The organism is Alcanivorax sp. UBA3183, from assembly GCF_002364155.1.
GTDB classification, from domain to species: Bacteria; Pseudomonadota; Gammaproteobacteria; order Pseudomonadales; family Alcanivoracaceae; genus Alcanivorax; species Alcanivorax jadensis.
The window spans coordinates 41,520-56,554 of record NZ_DEXN01000015.1; the positions used below are offsets into that span (position 1 = coordinate 41,520).

Sequence of the window (15,035 nt, forward strand, 5' to 3'; positions counted from 1 at the left end):
TATGCCGACATTGCTGCTAACCGACACCATTTGCAGGTTAACAGCCATGCCTGCTGGCAGGCCAACAAGTTACCCTCTACAGGCTTTCATGGCGGATTTTGTGCTAATCTTCGCCGCCTGCTTGAGGAGTATGCCGTGATTAGCCCGCAACAACAGAAAGAAGCCGTTACCGCCCTGCACACAGTCAGGGATTGTCTGCGTTTTGGTGAGAGTGCCCTGCGTGCCGGTGAGGTTTTCTTTGGTCACGGTAATGATGACCCCTGGGACGAGGCGCTGGCGCTGTTGATGAGCACCTTGTCTCTGCCGTTGCATGGCGATCCTCGCATTCTCGATGCCCGCTTGTTGCCTTCTGAAATCAGTGACTATCTGGGCTTGCTGTGTCGTCGGGTGAATGACCGGGTTCCGGTACCTTATTTGACCCATGAAGCCTGGTTTTGCGGGTTGCCCTTTTACGTGGACGAACGCGTCCTGATTCCCCGCTCGCCGTTGGCAGAGCTGATCGAGCAATCCTTCACCCCCTGGGTAGAGCCGGAGCAGGTCCATGCGGTGCTGGATTTGTGCACTGGCAGCGGCTGTATCGCCATCGCCTGTGCCTACGCGTTTGACCATGCCCGCGTGGACGGCAGTGATATCAGTGAAGAAGCTCTGGCCGTCTGTGAAGACAATATTCGCCGTCATGGCCTGGAAGGGCAGGTGAAAGCCCTGCATTCCGATGGCCTAGCCCAGGTGGATGGCCCCTATGACCTGATCGTCTCCAATCCGCCCTATGTGGATGCACAGGATATGGCCAGCCTGCCGGATGAATACCGCCACGAACCGGAATTGGCACTGGCCTCCGGCGATGACGGCCTGGATTTTACCCGCCGCCTGCTGAGTGAGGCCCCTGATAAGCTTACCGAGCATGGGGTATTGATCGTGGAGGTGGGCAATAGCTGGGAAGCCATGGTCAATCAGTGGCCGCAGGTGCCTTTCTTCTGGTTCGAATTCGAGCGTGGTGGCCACGGTGTATTCATGCTTACCCGTCAACAGCTGCTAGAATACCGCGAACAGTTTTCTTCCTGAGCCGTTGATGCTCCTTTTACCGGGCAGGTGAGGGGAGATGCAATGGCCCAATGCTTTTTTGAGGATCCGCATGTCCGGCAACAGTTTTGGTGAACGTTTTCGCATCACCACCTTTGGTGAGAGTCATGGCCTGGCACTGGGGGCCATCGTGGATGGCTGCCCGCCGGGGCTGGAAATCAGCGAGGAAGACCTGCAGGTGGAGCTGGACCGGCGCAAGCCAGGCACCAGCCGCTACACCACTCAGCGTCGTGAGCCGGATCAGGTGAAGATCCTTTCCGGGGTGTTCGAGGGCAAGACCACCGGCACGTCCATCGGCTTGCTGATCGAAAACACCGACCAGAAGTCCAAGGACTACTCCGACATCGCCACCACCTTCCGGCCCGGGCATGCGGATTACACCTATACGCAGAAATACGGTTTCCGCGATTACCGCGGCGGCGGGCGGTCATCGGCCCGGGAAACGGCCATGCGCGTGGCGGCCGGCGCCATTGCCCGCAAGTATCTGGAGCAGACACTGGGTATTCGCATCTATGGGGGCTGTACTCAAATCGGTGAGGTCAAAGCGGAGCAATTCGACTGGTCTACCGTAAACAGCAATCCTTTCTTCTTCCCGGATGCAGGCAAGGTGCCGGAGCTGGAAGCTCTCATCAATGCGCTGCGCAAGGATGGCTCTTCCATCGGTGCACGGGTGGAAGTGTTTGCCGACGGCGTGCCGCCTGGCTGGGGCGAGCCGGTGTTCGATCGTATCGACGCGGATCTGGCCAAGGCAATGATGTCCATCAACGCGGTCAAGGGTGTGGAAGTAGGCGACGGCTTTGCAGTGGTCAATCAGCGCGGTGAGCAACATCGTGATGAGATGACCCCGGAAGGCTTCCTCAGCAACCATGCCGGCGGTGTGCTCGGAGGTATCAGCTCCGGGCAGACCATCCGTGTGGCCATGGCGCTCAAGCCCACTTCCAGCATCCTGATTCCCGGCAAGAGCATTGATCTGCAAGGGAACCCGGTTGAAGTGGTTACCAAGGGGCGCCACGATCCTTGCGTGGGCGTGCGGGCCACTCCTATTGCCGAGGCCATGCTGGCCCTGGTGCTCATGGACCATTGCCTGCGCCATCGGGCGCAGAACGGCGATGTGACGCCACCATTTCCGCCGATTTAAATGCCTGGCCATCCGTAGGATGCGTCGCTGGCGGCGCGATGACACGCAATCAAAAGCATTTTCACCACAGAGGGCACAGAGTACACAGAGAAAAAACCAGTCTTTTCCTCGGCGATCTCTGTGGTTACATTGCTGTTCAACGCCTTTGATCGCGCCGCCAGCGACGCTCCTACGGCAGGTTTGATTTAGCGCCGGATGTCCGACATCAGACGTCCGGCCTTCCATTCATTTAACCGCCACGCCAAGGTTCAGCCCCTAATGCCTTACTACTGGCGATTGTCAGGCTTCTATTTCCTCTATTTCGGACTACTGGGCACCCTGGTGCCTTACTGGTCCCTGTACCTGAAGGACCTGGGTTTCAGCGCTGCCGCCATCGGCCTGCTGATGGCCATTCCCCAGCTGACCAAAATTGGTGCCCCTAACCTGTGGGGCTGGCTGGCGGATCGTAGCGGTCAGCGCCTGCGTATCATCCGGACCGGCAATCTTCTGGCGGCGATAGTGTTCCTGCCGGTGTTCTGGATCGACCAGTTCTGGTCCATGGCGGCACTGCTGGTGTCGTTCAGTTTCTTCTGGAACGCGGTGCTGGCCCAGTTTGAAGTCCTCACCTTGCAGTCTCTGGGGCGTCAGTCTCACCGCTATAGTCTTGTGCGCCTGTGGGGCTCGGTGGGGTTTATCCTGGCGGTACTGGTGCTTGGCGAGGCGCTGGACCGGCTGGGTACTGATCTGCTGCCCTGGGTATTGAGCGCGTTGTTGTGGCTGTTGTGGCTGGGTACGTTGACGTTGCCGGCGGGTGACGGGGAGGCGCGTCATCGGGAACAGGGTGGGCCATCTGTGTGGAGCGTGTTGCGCCGTCCGGCCGTTTCCCTGTTTCTGGTGGCCGCTTTTCTGATGCAGCTTTCCCATGGGCCTTACTACACGTTCTACAGCATCTATCTGCAGGATCTGGGATTCAGCAAGTTCGTGGTGGGTAGCCTGTGGGCGTTGGGTGTACTGGCAGAAGTGGGACTGTTTCTGGTCATGCATCGGCTGATGCGGCGTTTCTCTATTCCCTGGATTCTGGTGGCCAGTCTGTTGTTGGCGGCCCTGCGTTGGCTGTTGATTGGTGTGGTAGCCGATTCGTTGTTATGGCTGGCGCTTGCCCAGCTGCTCCACGCGGCCAGTTTTGGCAGCTTTCATGCGGCCAGCATCGCCTGGGTGCACAAGCAGTTTGAGGCGTCACTGGGCGGTCAGGGACAGGCCCTGTATTCCAGCCTGGGCTTTGGCGCAGGCTGGGCGGCGGGTGCCGGGTTGTCCGGTTTGCTGTGGCAGCAGTGGGGAGTGGACCTGTTTTTCGGCGCGGCGCTGGCCGCCGTGCTGGCGGCCATCTTGCTGATCGTGGGCGGCGTTACCCGTTCCCGGGATTCAGCCGCTTAAACGGCTACAGACCGGATGCCTCCAGCGCCTGCAAAAATGCCCTGGCGGCATTGGAGCGGGTACGGGCAGGGTGGATTACCACACCCAGCTCCCGTTCCGGTAACGGCACATCCACGGCCAATTCCACCACCGAGCCATCCACCATTGTGGCAGGCAGGACGCTCCAGCCCAGGCCGATGGACACCATCATGTGGATGGTTTCCAGGTAGTTGGTGGACATGGCGATATTGAGCTTAAGATTATGTTCGTCAAACAGCCGCTCCACGATGCCGCGGGTAAAGGTGACCGGTGACGGCAGGATGGCGCTGTAGCCGGTGAGGGTTTCCAGGGTGATATTGTCCACCTTGGCCAGCGGGTGTTCCGGCGCGCACATGAACACCAGCGGATCGCGCCAGATCACATCACTTTGCAGGCGCTCATCCGGCTGCGGGGGCAACGTGACCACACCCATTTCCAGTTCCCCGTGCAGCACCCCCTCCCAGGCTTCTTCCGAATCGATAAAATGGATGTCCAGTTCCACTTGCGGGTAGTCCCGGGAGAACTGACGCAGCACAGGAGGCAGGCGATGCAGGCCGATATGGTGACTGGTGCCGATGCGCAATTTGCCGGTGACCGAGCCGGACAGGTCGTGGATGGCTCGAGCCATGTCTTCCACGTCCATCAGCACCTGCCTGGCCCGTGGCAGCAGGGAGCGGCCTGCTTCGGTAAGCTGAATCTGACGGCCCACCCGATCAAACAGACGTGCGCCAAGCTGCTGCTCGAGCAGGGCGATGCGTTTGCTGATGGCAGGCTGCGTGATGTAGAGGCGCTCAGCGGCGGCAGAAAACGAGCCGGTTTCAGCCACTCCCATGAAGGCGCTCAGGGTCGGTGTGTCTATCATTACCGGGGCATCCAGTTGTTCGGTTGCGAGATAATAATTGGTTATCTTAAAAATGAAAAATATGAATTGGATTTATTGGTGGGTGAACCCTACATTAATCGTTATTGACAAACCAGTCGCAATGATGAAGTTGCTGCAGTGCGACGCAGGGAGAGAAACATGGCCGGCAAAACCCTCTATGATAAATTGTGGGACGCCCATCTCGTCACCGAGCGTGAGGATGGCTCCGCGCTGATCTATATTGACCGTCAGATCATCCATGAGGTGACCTCGCCCCAGGCGTTTGAAGGCCTGCGCCTGGCCGGCCGTAAACCCTGGCGTACGGGCGCCAGTGTGGCCACCATCGACCACAATGTACCGACCACGCCATTCAAGTCGGCCGCTGAAATTGTGGATCAGACCTCCCGGATCCAGGTACAGACTCTGCAGGACAACACTCGCGAATTTGGCATTACCGAATTCGGTATTGGTGATGTACGCCAGGGCATCGTTCACGTGATGGCGCCGGAGCAGGGTGCCGTCCTGCCCGGTATGACCGTGGTCTGCGGTGATTCCCATACGTCCACCAATGGCGCGCTGGCCTGTTTGGCCCATGGTATCGGCACCAGCGAGGTTGAACATGTGCTGGCGACCCAGACCCTGGTGGCCAAAAAAATGAACAACATGCGGGTGTCCGTGGAAGGGGATTTGAGTCCCGCTGTCACCGCCAAGGATGTGGTGTTGCATATCATCGGCATCATCGGTACCGCTGGCGGCAACGGCTATGCTATCGAATTTGCCGGCAGCGCCATTCGCGGCTTGTCCCTGGAAGGGCGAATGACCATCTGCAACATGGCCATTGAGGCGGGTGCCCGTGCCGGCATGGTAGCGGTGGATCAGACCACCATTGATTACGTGGAAGGTCGCCCCTTCGCGCCGAAAGGTGAGGACTGGGACAAGGCGGTGGATTACTGGCGAACCCTGGTGTCCGATGCGGATGCCGAATTCGACGCGGAAGTGAATATTGATGCGGCGGATATCCGTCCGCAGGTGTCCTGGGGCACCAGTCCGGAGATGGTGGTGCCGGTAGATGCCATGTTGCCGGATCCGCAGGCCGAGAGCGATGAAGTGAAGCGCTCTGGCATGCAGCGCGCCTACGAGTACATGGGGCTGAAGCCAGGTATTCCGGTCACAGATATCAAGGTCGACCGGGTCTTTATCGGCTCCTGTACCAACTCACGCATTGAAGACCTGCGAGCCGCAGCCGAGGTGGCCAAGGGCCGCAAAAAAGCGGATTCCGTCAAACAAGTGCTGGTGGTGCCGGGCTCCGGTCTGGTTAAGCAGCAGGCCGAGAAGGAAGGTCTGGACAAGGTCTTTATTGAAGCTGGCTTCGAATGGCGGGAGCCGGGTTGCTCCATGTGCCTGGCCATGAATCCTGACCGCCTGGAAGCCGGTGAACACTGTGCGTCCACTTCCAACCGTAATTTCGAGGGGCGTCAGGGCAATGGTGGCCGCACGCATCTGGTTAGTCCGGCCATGGCCGCGGCCGCTGCGGTGGCGGGCCATTTTGTGGATATTCGCGAACTCGACCAGGCCTGAGGAGCAGATCATGGAAAAGTTTATTCGTCAGGAAGGGCTGGTCGCGCCGTTGGATCGTGCCAATGTGGACACCGACCAGATCATCCCCAAGCAGTTTCTCAAGTCCATCAAACGCACCGGTTTCGGGCCGAATCTGTTTGATGAGTGGCGCTACCTGGATGAGGGTTTTCCTGGCCAGGACAGCAGCCAGCGCCCGAAAAACGAAGACTTTGTGCTGAATCAGCCCCGTTATCAGGGCACCAGCATTCTGCTTACCCGTCGTAACTTCGGGTGTGGCTCCAGCCGTGAACATGCTCCCTGGGCACTGATGGATTTTGGTTTCAAGGCCATCATCGCGCCGAGCTTTGCGGATATCTTCTACAACAACTGCTTCAAAAACGGGTTATTGCCCATTGTGTTGTCTGAGGATAACGTGGAAGCCTTGTTCAAAGCGGTGGAAGGGAAGGAAGGCTTCCGAATCACCATTGATCTGGAGCAACAGCAGGTGATCCCGGAAAGCGGGGAGCCGCTGGCGTTCGAGATTGATGAGTTTCGCAAGCATTGTCTGCTCAACGGTCTGGATGAAATCGGCCTCACGCTCAACGAGGCAGAGACCATTCGAGCCTATGAAGCACGCCGCGCCGAGCGGGAACCCTGGATTTTCCAGTAACAGAGTCCGGGACCATTAAAAGAAAAAACAAGGAGGCGACACATGTTGCGAATTTTATCTTTGCTGTCAGTACTGACTCTGGCCGGTTGTGCGACCGGCATGTACAACGAACCGGACGCGGGTGATGCGGCCAAACTGAGCGTGGACAACCAGCTTTCCGTAGCGGCAAAGGGGGATGGCGGCGGTGGTTGGCAGATGCCCACCAGTAGCTCTGCCAAGGCGGAAATCTTCAAGGTCGACGGTGACCGGATTTCCGAGCAGGGCGGCGTGGAGTCGGTGTTTATTGATGCCGGCGAGCGTTCCGTGGAAGTGTTTGCCGATCAGGGTGGCATCCTGCGGTTCGGCAAATTCCGTCATACCTTTGAAGAAAAGGGCATTTACCAGGTGCGGGTGAAACCATCTCCCGGCAATAAGGGTGATTACACTCTGGAGCTGGTCAAGGCCTCGGCACCTGACGATGTGCTGGTAAGCAAAAACTTTTAAGCAATAGATCAAGCATTCAGATCAAGCAGTAAACAGGAAGCAGGTAATGAGCAAGGTACTGGTGTTGCCCGGTGACGGTATCGGCCCGGAAATCGTGGATGAAGCGGTGAAGGTGCTGAATGTCGCCAAACAGAAGTTTGGCCTCGATGTAGAGCTGGATGAGGCCCTGGTGGGCGGCGCGGCGGTGGACGCGGAAGGTGATCCGCTGCCGGAAGGTACCCTGGAAAAGGCCCGCGCTGCGGATGCGATTTTGTTCGGCTCCATCGGTGGTCCCAAATGGGACGCCATTGAGCGGGACAAGCGCCCGGAGCGTGGCCTGCTACGCCTGCGTTCCTCGCTGGGCCTGTTTGCCAATCTGCGCCCGGCGATCCTGTTTCCGCAACTGGCGGATGCCTCCAGCCTGAAACCCGAAGTGGTTTCCGGGCTGGATATCCTGATCGTGCGCGAGCTGACCGGTGGCATCTACTTCGGTCAGCCCCGTGGCATCAAGGAAGAGAACGGCGAGCGCGTAGGTTTCAATACCTATGTGTACACCGAGTCGGAAATGCGCCGTATCGCCAAGGTGGCTTTCGAGCTGGCCATGAAGCGTGACAAGCGAGTCTGTTCGGTGGACAAGGCCAACGTGCTGGAAGTCACCGAACTTTGGAAAGAAGTGGTCACCGAGGAGGCCAAGGCCTACCCGGAGATAGAGTTGTCCCACATGTACGTGGACAACGCGGCCATGCAGTTGGTGCGTGCGCCGAAACAGTTTGATGTGATTGTCACCGGTAACCTGTTCGGTGACATTCTCTCCGATGAAGCCGCCATGCTCACCGGCTCCATCGGAATGCTGCCCTCCGCGTCCCTGGACGAGAACCGCAAGGGCTTGTACGAACCCTGCCACGGCTCGGCACCGGATATTGCCGGTCAGGGCATAGCCAACCCTTTGGCGACCATCATGTCGCTGGCCATGCTGATGAGTTACAGCCTGGAGCGCGGCGATGTGGCGGATGCCATTGAAGCTGCGGTAGAGCGGGTACTGGATCAGGGATTGCGTACTGCGGACATCTACACCGAGGGCACTCGCAAAGTGGGCACTGAAGAGATGGGTAACGCCGTGGCTGAAGCTCTGGCCCAGGCGTAATAGCGCGTTCACCTGTTTATTCACAGATAGAAAGGGCAATCCTTTCAGGAGACAGTTTTCCAATGAAGAAAGTCGGTTTTGTCGGCTGGCGTGGCATGGTGGGTTCCGTTCTGATGGAGCGCATGATTGCCGAAAATGATTTTGCAGATATCGAACCGGTCTTTTTCTCGACCTCCCAGGTCGGTCAGGCGGGCCCCGATGTGGGCAAGGATATTCCTGTCCTGGGCGATGCCAAGAGCATTGATGAGCTGAAAAGCCTGGATGTGATCGTGACCTGTCAGGGTGGCGACTACACCAATGAGGTGTATCCCAAGCTGCGTGAAGCCGGCTGGGACGGTTACTGGATTGATGCCGCTTCTGCCCTACGTATGGCGGACAACAGCGTTATCGTGCTGGATCCGGTCAACCGCAATGTGATCGACAGTGCCCTGGATAAGGGTGTGAAGGATTATGTAGGTGGTAACTGCACTGTCAGCCTGATGCTGATGGCTCTGGGTGGCCTGTTTAATGAAGGCCTGGTCGAATGGGCCAGCGCCCAGACCTATCAGGCGGCATCCGGTGCCGGTGCCCAGAACATGCGCGAGCTGATTGCCCAGATGGGCAAGATTCATGGCGATGTGGCAGACAAGCTGGGGGATCCGTCCAGTGCGATCCTGGATATCGACAGCCAGGTGGCGGCCACCATGCGCAGCAGCGATCTGCCCACGGAACATTTCGGTCATTCCCTGGCGGGCTCCCTGCTGCCCTGGATCGACAAGGAAATGGAAAATGGTCAGAGCAAGGAAGAGTGGAAAGCCCAGGCAGAAACCAACAAGATTCTGGGTCGTGCCGCGGATCCCATTGCTCTGGATGGCACCTGTGTGCGTATCGGCGCCATGCGCTGCCACGCCCAGGCCCTGACAGTGAAGCTCACCCGCGATGTGCCGCTGGATGAAATCTACGAGATCATCGGCAAGGCCAATGACTGGGTGAAAGTGGTGCCCAACGAAAAAGAGGCTACCCTGCGGGATCTGACTCCCACGGCGGTGACGGGTACCCTGAGCGTCCCGGTAGGTCGCTTGCGCAAGCTCAACATGGGTGGCGAGTACCTGAATGCCTTTACCGTGGGCGACCAGCTGTTGTGGGGCGCGGCGGAGCCACTGCGTCGCATGCTGCGTATCCTTATGGAGCGTTGATAAGCTGCTAAATAGTGAAAGTAGAAAAGCGCGGGCAGGGCCGAGGTAGTATCAAGGCCGTGCCCGCGTTTGTATTTGTGGGGGATGTTATCAGCGCTCCTGCAGCATCGTTGTCGCGAGGTTTCTATGCGTTCAATCAATCTTGCCATTGTCGGTGCAACCGGACTGGTCGGCGAGGCCATTATCAAGCTGCTGGCAGATCGGCAATTTCCGGTCGGCGAGCTTTTTGTGTTGGCATCTGAAAACGGGGCAGGGGGCAAGGTGTCCTTCGGCGGCAAATCGCTGACCGTAAAGAAAACCGAAGATTTCGACTTTTCGCAAGTGGAGGTGGCGCTGTTTGCCGCTGGCGCCACGGTGAGTCAGCAATTGGCGCCCCGGGCTGCCGAAGCAGGGGCGATGGTGGTGGATTTGTCACCGGCGTTTCGTTACGAATCCGATGTGCCGTTGCTGGTGGCTGATGTTAACGATGAGCTGCTTGGTCAGGCCCGGGAAAACAACCTGGTAGCCTGTGCGGATGCCGCCACCGTCCAGCTGGTGCGGGCTCTCAAGCCTCTTGCTGATATGGCCCCGCTGCAGGAAGTGGTGGTGACCCAGCTTCAGGCGGTGTCTGCGACTGGCAGGAGCGGGGTGGATCAACTGGCCCAGCAGAGCGTGCGCCTGCTTAATGGCCTGTCGCCCAGCGAGGCGGCCCAGGCACAGATTGCCTTTAATGCACTGCCGCTTAGCGGCCAGGCTCAAGAAAACGGTTTTACCAGCGAAGAGCTCAAGCTGATGCTGGAAACCCGCCGTGTGCTGGCCGACCAGCCCTTGTCGGTTCAGGTCACCACGGTGCGCGTGCCGGTCTTCTATGGCCATGGGCAGAGTGTGTCGGTTCGTAGCATTCAGCCCCTGGCAATGGCGCAGGCGCTGTCGGTCTGGGAGGGGCAGAATGATCTGGATGTGCTGGAAAATGACGACCCCCAGGCAATGTCCCCGGTGGCTTCGGTGGAAGGGGAGCCGCGCCTGCGGATTTCTCGAACCCGGGAAGACATGGAAGGCAGCGGCGGTTTGAGCTATTTTAGCGTCGCCGACAATGTCCGTTGGGGGGCCGCTCTTAACGCGGTGAAGGTGGTCGAGAAGTTGCTAAAAGACTATCTGTAATGGATACTTACTGACATTATGTGACGCGGTTTCTAGGTTTTGAGTCCAGCCTGGGGCAGAATGTGTGATCAGCGTCATAGGACTGCTTGCCGCCTCGGGTTCGTCCGGTAGCGCCCGCGGGATCGGGCTGAGCGCGGGAAACATAATAAATAAAGGGTTCGACCATGCTTCGAAAACTTGGGTTTGGCTTAACCGCACTGGTAATCATGTCACCAGGCGTTGCGGCGGCTTTAGGGGTTGGGGAATACGAGCTGAATTCCTACCTGAATCAACCCCTGGATATGGAAATTTCCCTGCATGAGGTTGGGGATCTGACCGCAGAGGAAATCCTCGTGAACCTGGCGTCGCAGGCCGAATTCGACGCAGCCGGGGTGGATCGTGCCTATTTCCTCAACCGTATGGATTTTGCGGTCGAGCTGCAGGCCGGTGACAAGGCGCGGCTACATGTCACTACGGATCAACCAGTTCGCGAACCCTATCTGAATTTCCTGGTGGAGTTTCTCTGGCCGACCGGTCGACTGATGCGTGAGTACACGGTGCTGCTGGACCCGCCCAGCTATGCCGACAGCGCTTCTACAGCCGCTCCGACCATCAGCCGGGCACCACAGCCGGTAACCCGCACTGAGGCAGAACCTGAGCCGCAAGCCGCGCCGAGCCGTCCGGTCGCCCAGTCATCCCCGTCAGAATCTGCAAGCCCGGCGCCGGTGGCGGATAGCGGCCAGCGCAACACCTACACGGTGAAAGCCTCAGACACCATGTGGCGTATCGCCCTCGACAACCGTCCTGCAGAAAGTGTGTCCGTGCAGCAGATGCTGGTCGCAATCCAGACCATGAATTCTGACGCCTTTATCAACAATAACGTCAACCTGGTTCGGGAAGGGACGGTGCTGCGCATTCCCAACGAACAGGAAGTGCGCAATATCTCTACCCGCAATGCCATTGTGGAAGTGGCTGACCAGAATCGTAAATGGCGCGAGATGCTGGAGGCCCGTGGTATTGAGGCCCCTCAACAGCGTGCCCAGCTTGATGGTAGCCGCCAGGCTGCCGGCAGCGATGACGATGAGCAGGGTCCGACCACTGGCCAGGTGAAATTGGTTTCCCCGGAATCCACTGCTGGTGTAGATGACGGTGACAGCACCGGCTCGGCCCGCGATGGCAGTGCCAATACCGCAGTGCTTGAGAATGAGCTGGCCATTCGTGACGAGAATCTGGACCGTCTTGACCGGGAAAATTCCGAGCTCAAATCCCGTCTGGATGACCTTGAAGGCCAAACCCGTACCAGCGAGCAATTGCTGAAGCTGCGTAACGATCAGATTGCTCAATTGCAGGAAGAACTCCGCAAGTTGCGTGAAGAGCAGGGTGTCGCTGTGGAAGGCGATGATCCGCTTATGGAAGCGCCAGCTGAACCTGTGGCGACTGCAGATGAAGAAACTGATTCCACTGTTGCTAGCGACGATGACATAACGGCTAACGGTGACGAGGCTTCCGAGCCGACCGCGGGCGACGACGCTGACAGTGCTACTGTGGCGCAAACAGATGCCAGCGTTACCGAGGATGGCTCTGCAGCCGCTGATGATGCGGAAGGTGCGGACCGTGACGCACAGGACAATACGGATGCCGCCGTTACTGCGGCTGAGCCTGCAGTGGAAAAAGCGCCAGAAGTGGTCAAGCCAAAGCCGGTGGCACCTGCGCAGCCTCCCGTCCAGGAGCAGCAGGGCGGCATCGTTGCCCTGTTGCTCGACAACCTGATGTATATCGCTCTGGGCTTGGTTGCCATCCTGTTATTGCTCTTCCTGCTGCTGCGCGGCAAGAAGAAGGACGGTGGTGACGACGAGACTGATGGTGCTCTTTTTGAAGATCTGGACGATGACGGTCAGGACGAATTTGGCCTCAACCTGGACGATGACAATGTCGCTACCGGTGCCGTCGCTGACCACGATGAAGAAGCTGACGTTCCGGAGCAGAGTAGCAGCCAGGATCCGCTGGAAGACGTGGAAGTCTATGTGGCCTATGGCCGCTACCCGCAGGCGGTGGATTTCCTGCGCAACGAAATCAACAAGCATCCTCAGCGGGCCGATCTGAAAGTTCGCTTGTTGGAGCTGCTCAAGGAAATGAATGACGATGCTGCCTTCCAGCAGCAGACCAGCATTTTTGCTGGCACTTCCGCCGAGGTGGATGAAGCCATTGCCCGTCTGGGCGGCAGTGTTCCATCCCAGACATCAGACAGCGATGATGAAGCGTTGTCCCTGGATGATCTTGAAATGGGCCTGTCCTCCGGTCTGGATGACGATGTCCCCACCATGCAGGCCGATAAGCCGGAATTGTCCACCGACGCCTCTGATGACCAGGCGAAAGGGCATCAGGACGATGAGCTGGCTGATTTCGATTTCGAGCTGGATGCGGATGAGGGCAGCGACAGTGAAGATCACACTCTGATGCTGGATCCTTCCGAGGATACGGCCTCTCTGAATGATGATTTCAGCCTGGATTTTGAAGACGACAGCAAAACGGAAGCCGGGCAGGAAATACCTCTGTCCGACGCGGACAAGCAGTCCCTAGCTGCCAGCCCTGTTCTGGAACTGGACGATGTCAGCAGTTCCTCCATGGGCGATGGTGATGCCGAGTACGGGGATCTGAATCTGGATGACATGAGCCTCGAGTTCGATGAGTCCGGCGACAGCGAAGATAGCAAGGAAGAGCTGGATCTTTCCCTGGATGACCTGGACCTGGACGGCGGTTCTGACGACAGCGCCGATGACACCCTGGCTGATCTGGACCTTGAACTGGATGAAGCGGAGAAATCCCTGGCCAGTTCTGCGGACAGTGACACAGGGGATGATCTCGCCGATCTGGATCTGGAAATGCCCGCTGATGAACCGACACCGGCATCTGAGCAGGCTGCCTCCCTGGAAGATCTGCTGGGTGATGAAGACCTGGAACTGGAGGGTGAGGGTGACAGCCTCTCTCTGGACGAGGATCCTGTCCGGGAAGAAGCTCCGACTCCTGAGCCGGAACCGGAAGCCCCGGTAGCTCCTGCTGAGCCGGCTGAGGAGATTGCATCGTCTGCGGAACCGCAGGCGGCGACCGGCGATGTGCTGGGCGACGAGGACGATTTCGACTTCCTCGGGGAGACCGACGAAAACGCTACCAAGCTGGACCTGGCCAAGGCCTATATCGATATGGGCGACAGCGAAGGTGCTCGTGATATCCTCAATGAGGTGATCTCTGAAGGTAGCGATCAGCAACAGGCGGAAGCCCGTGAGCTGATGGGGCAGGTTGGTTAACCTCTACTGCTAGGAAATAAGGGGGCGATGCCTTATGGTATCGCCCCCTTTTTGTTTAGCTGCGAGTTGGAAGTTCAGGGTTGAAACAGTGTGTGGCGGGGTGTTGTTTGACGTTGAGCACCCTGCCCGCAAAGCAGGGCTGGTAAGTGTGGCTCCATCTTATCGGCTGGTTGGCACTTTGGTTCGCGATTTAACTTTCAGCTTTGACCTTTTAACTGAGGTTGCCATGGCCCGGATCGCCCTTGGAATTGAATACGACGGTACCGACTTTCGCGGCTGGCAGACCCAGCAAGCCGGCGTAAGAACTGTGCAGGAATGCCTTGAGAAGGCGCTATCGAAAGTGGCGCACCATCCTGTGTCGGTGGTCTGTGCTGGTCGCACTGATGCCGGCGTGCATGGCACCGGTCAGGTGGTGCATTTTGACTCCGATGCTCCCCGGGAAATGAAAAGCTGGATCATGGGTGGCAATACCAACCTGCCTCGGGATGTGACCGTTCGCTGGGCCACTCCGGTGAGCGAAGAATTTCATGCGCGTTTTTCTGCCGTCAGTCGCCGCTATCGATACGTGATCTACAACCACCCACGCCCACCGGCCCTGTATCGCAATCAGGTTACCTGGAATTATCGGCCGCTGAATCTCAACGCCATGCGTGAAGCAGCCGGTCACCTGGTCGGCAGCCACGATTTTACTGCTTACCGCAGTGTGCACTGTCAGGCGAAGTCACCGCACAAGACACTGCACAGTCTGAAACTGCATGAATTTGGCAAGGTGATCGTGCTGGAGGCTCATGCTAACGCCTTCTTGATGCATATGGTGCGTAATATAGCAGGTGTGCTGATGACGATCGGGGCGGGTAAGCGACCCGCCCATTGGGCTCGTGAGGTGCTGGAATCCGGGGACCGTCGCAAGGGGGCTGCAACGGCACCACCATTTGGCTTGTACCTCGTCGACATCGAATACCCGGACCATTTCGATTTACCCAGAGAGCCGCTTGGCCCCCTGTGGTTGCCGGATTCCCTTTAGGCATAATGAGCAGCCGGGCAGTGGTAAATGATTTATTGCCAATGCCCCGAAACATCCCTAATCCGCCG

Annotated in this window: 12 protein-coding genes; 11 read left to right on the forward strand and 1 reads right to left on the reverse strand. The window is 58.2% G+C overall.

Translation table 11 applies throughout. The features are described from left to right. Window positions 1-135 precede the first annotated feature (135 nt). From prmB to B3Q33_RS06545, 3 genes are all read left to right on the forward strand, one after another. Window positions 136-1,062 (forward strand): 50S ribosomal protein L3 N(5)-glutamine methyltransferase, encoded by a 927-nt coding sequence (gene prmB, locus B3Q33_RS06535; protein ID WP_084573341.1) that lies wholly within the window; start codon window positions 136-138, stop codon window positions 1,060-1,062. A gap of 70 nt (window positions 1,063-1,132) precedes the next feature. Next, the gene (gene aroC / locus B3Q33_RS06540; RefSeq protein ID WP_272962646.1) at window positions 1,133-2,218 is read left to right on the forward strand and encodes a chorismate synthase; all 1,086 of its coding nucleotides are present in this window, start codon (window positions 1,133-1,135) and stop codon (window positions 2,216-2,218) included. 258 nt (window positions 2,219-2,476) lie between these two features. Next, window positions 2,477-3,631 (forward strand): MFS transporter, encoded by a 1,155-nt coding sequence (locus B3Q33_RS06545; protein WP_272974626.1) that lies wholly within the window; start codon window positions 2,477-2,479, stop codon window positions 3,629-3,631. 4 nt (window positions 3,632-3,635) lie between these two features. Here the strand turns inward: B3Q33_RS06545 and B3Q33_RS06550 are convergent, their stop codons facing one another. After that, a complete protein-coding gene (locus B3Q33_RS06550; RefSeq protein ID WP_084573342.1) occupies window positions 3,636-4,511 on the reverse strand; it encodes a LysR family transcriptional regulator in 876 nt (291 codons plus the stop codon). Window positions 4,512-4,670: 159 nt separating this feature from the next. Between B3Q33_RS06550 and leuC the strand changes: the two genes are divergently transcribed. The 8 genes from leuC to truA all read left to right on the forward strand — a co-directional run bounded on the left by leuC (window position 4,671) and on the right by truA (window position 14,967). Further along, entirely contained in the window at window positions 4,671-6,089 is a 1,419-nt protein-coding gene (gene leuC / locus B3Q33_RS06555) for a 3-isopropylmalate dehydratase large subunit (protein ID WP_035244134.1), read from the forward strand. 10 nt (window positions 6,090-6,099) lie between these two features. Beyond that, window positions 6,100-6,738, forward strand: a complete 639-nt coding sequence (leuD, locus tag B3Q33_RS06560) for a 3-isopropylmalate dehydratase small subunit (RefSeq protein WP_272962644.1) — start codon at window positions 6,100-6,102, stop codon at window positions 6,736-6,738. Window positions 6,739-6,780: 42 nt separating this feature from the next. After that, window positions 6,781-7,221, forward strand: coding sequence for a hypothetical protein (locus B3Q33_RS06565; RefSeq protein WP_035244137.1), 441 nt, complete (start codon window positions 6,781-6,783; stop codon window positions 7,219-7,221). A 46-nt stretch (window positions 7,222-7,267) separates the two neighbouring features. Continuing rightward, window positions 7,268-8,344 (forward strand): 3-isopropylmalate dehydrogenase, encoded by a 1,077-nt coding sequence (leuB, locus tag B3Q33_RS06570; protein WP_286827279.1) that lies wholly within the window; start codon window positions 7,268-7,270, stop codon window positions 8,342-8,344. Between the two features lie 62 nt (window positions 8,345-8,406). Then, a complete protein-coding gene (gene asd / locus B3Q33_RS06575) occupies window positions 8,407-9,519 on the forward strand; it encodes an aspartate-semialdehyde dehydrogenase (RefSeq protein ID WP_272962642.1) in 1,113 nt (370 codons plus the stop codon). Window positions 9,520-9,645: 126 nt separating this feature from the next. Next, entirely contained in the window at window positions 9,646-10,659 is a 1,014-nt protein-coding gene (locus B3Q33_RS06580) for an aspartate-semialdehyde dehydrogenase (RefSeq protein ID WP_035244143.1), read from the forward strand. 206 nt (window positions 10,660-10,865) lie between these two features. Then, entirely contained in the window at window positions 10,866-13,943 is a 3,078-nt protein-coding gene (locus B3Q33_RS06585) for a FimV/HubP family polar landmark protein (RefSeq protein WP_273009590.1), read from the forward strand. Window positions 13,944-14,169: 226 nt separating this feature from the next. Then, a complete protein-coding gene (truA, locus tag B3Q33_RS06590) occupies window positions 14,170-14,967 on the forward strand; it encodes a tRNA pseudouridine(38-40) synthase TruA (RefSeq protein WP_272974641.1) in 798 nt (265 codons plus the stop codon). The last annotated feature ends 68 nt before the right edge of the window (window positions 14,968-15,035 follow it).